This is a genomic window from Neisseria sicca 4320, assembly GCF_000193735.1.
Taxonomy (GTDB): Bacteria; Pseudomonadota; Gammaproteobacteria; order Burkholderiales; family Neisseriaceae; genus Neisseria; species Neisseria sicca_E.
This window is the reverse complement of sequence record NZ_AEPF01000007.1, coordinates 1-1,792: the sequence shown is the minus strand read 5'-3', so window position 1 is coordinate 1,792 and position 1,792 is coordinate 1. Positions and strand designations below refer to the sequence as shown.

Annotated in this window: 2 protein-coding genes and 1 pseudogene; 2 read left to right on the top strand and 1 reads right to left on the bottom strand. The window is 49.2% G+C overall.

Translation table 11 applies throughout. From position 1 onward, the window contains the following. Nucleotides 1–214 precede the first annotated feature (214 nt). The gene (gene xerD, locus NSCA4_RS0100195) at nt 215–1,090 is read left to right on the top strand and encodes a site-specific tyrosine recombinase XerD (protein WP_016686290.1); all 876 of its coding nucleotides are present in this window, start codon (nt 215–217) and stop codon (nt 1,088–1,090) included. A 93-nt stretch (nt 1,091–1,183) separates the two neighbouring features. On the opposite strand, the pseudogene NSCA4_RS15690 reads toward xerD, so the two are convergent. Next, nucleotides 1,184–1,318 (bottom strand): annotated as a pseudogene (locus NSCA4_RS15690) (IS630 family transposase); the annotation flags it as partial. Between the two features lie 41 nt (nt 1,319–1,359). Between NSCA4_RS15690 and NSCA4_RS15685 the strand changes: the two are divergent. Next, complete coding sequence (locus NSCA4_RS15685) at nt 1,360–1,776, top strand: hypothetical protein (protein ID WP_141565450.1); 417 nt, start codon at nt 1,360–1,362, stop codon at nt 1,774–1,776. Nucleotides 1,777–1,792 lie beyond the last annotated feature (16 nt).

Sequence of the window (1,792 nt, the reverse complement as noted above, 5' to 3'; positions counted from 1 at the left end):
TAATGGACATCAATCAGGGCAGGGGTGCTTGTCCTGATTCATATTCACCCCACGATATAGCCAAATTACTTTATTTTCGATACGCAACTTACCGGTTGTCGTCATTTCTGTTCTCGCGTAGGCGGGGGGCGGGAATGACAGAATTGGATGACATGCCGGATTTAAAGTTAAGTATGCTTGCGATACACCATCTTCGGACTGCCCGTAAAACCCCATGACCGACGAACTCATAGACAAACTGCTCGAATCCTTGTGGTTGCAAGACCGTCTCAGCTACAACACCCTGCAAGGCTACCGCCGCGATTTGGAAAAAATCGCCGCGCGCTTGGAAGAGAGCGGATATACCTGGTTGAATGCCGAAGCCGCCGATTTGGCGGACGCCGTCTATGCGGCGGACGAAAAACACAGCTCGCAGGCGCGTGCCTTGTCCGCCTGCAAACGCCTATACGCTTGGTTGGAAGAAACCGAGCGTCGGACGGACAACCCGACCCGTTTTCTCAAAGCCCCGAAACAGATGCAAAAGCTGCCGACTCTGATTACCGAAGCGCAAATCGAAAAACTGCTTGCCGCACCCGATACCGAAACGCCGCACGGCCTGCGCGACAAAGCCCTGCTCGAAGTCATGTACGCCACAGGTTTGCGCGTAACCGAAGCCGTCAAGCTCCAACTGGGCGATCTCGATCTCAACCGCGGCTGCATCCGCACCATAGGCAAAGGCGACAAACTGCGTATCGTGCCTATGGGCCAAGAAGCCGATTACTGGGTCGAACGCTATTGCGCCGAATCGCGCCCGCTGTTGCTCAAAAACAAAATCTGCGACGAAGTCTTCGTCAGCCAAAAACGCAGCGGCATCTCCCGCCAACTCGCGTGGATGATTGTCAAAAACTACGCCGAAACCGCCGGCATCACCTCACTCAGCCCGCACGGCCTGCGCCACGCCTTCGCCACCCACCTCGTCAATCACGGCGTCGATTTGCGTGCCGTACAACTCATGCTCGGACACGCCAACATCAACACCACCCAAATCTACACCCACGTCGCCAACATCCGCCTGAAAAACATCGTTGACGAACACCATTCGCGAAACTAAACAATTCCATTAAAAAAAAGTCGTCTGAAAACGGAAAATACTCGTTTTCTAGACGACTTTTTTGTTGTATGGCATTAAACATTCAAAATATAGTTAATTAAAATCAAAATAGGACAGTAGCGCATCGTCAAATCGGGCGTAATTAGACAAAACGGGTCGCAGATCCCGCTTAATATTCGCCCACACCTTCTCAATCGGGTTGAGCTCAGGTGAATAAGGTGCAAGAGGCGTACCCAATCCACCCAATAATGTAGGTAATAACGATCCAAGTGCAGATGCTGATACCGATGGTGCAGAAAAGAGTATCTCGCCCCCCTATCACAGATCATGGAACAGTGCCGCTGACAGGCAATGGCAAACCTGTCCCAAATCCAACGAACACAAAACATTTGATTAATTATGTCCTCAATATTCCGAGAAATCTGGGGAAAATACGTAATATCTATTTAGAATTAAAGAATAAACTAAATGTTCAAGAAACACCTTACTCAACGGCCGCCCTACTGCGCTCGCTGATAGAGTTAAGTTGCGACCACTATATTTTGCACAATGGCACCATAGTATTTAACGATGGAAGTACTACGGATCCGGTTTTAGAGAACTCAAAATTAAGGGTAAAAATCTTGGGTGTCGCACAGGATATCGATATCATAAGGATTCCGGGCTTATCAATCAAAAACAATTAGCCACATTAAAGCTTGT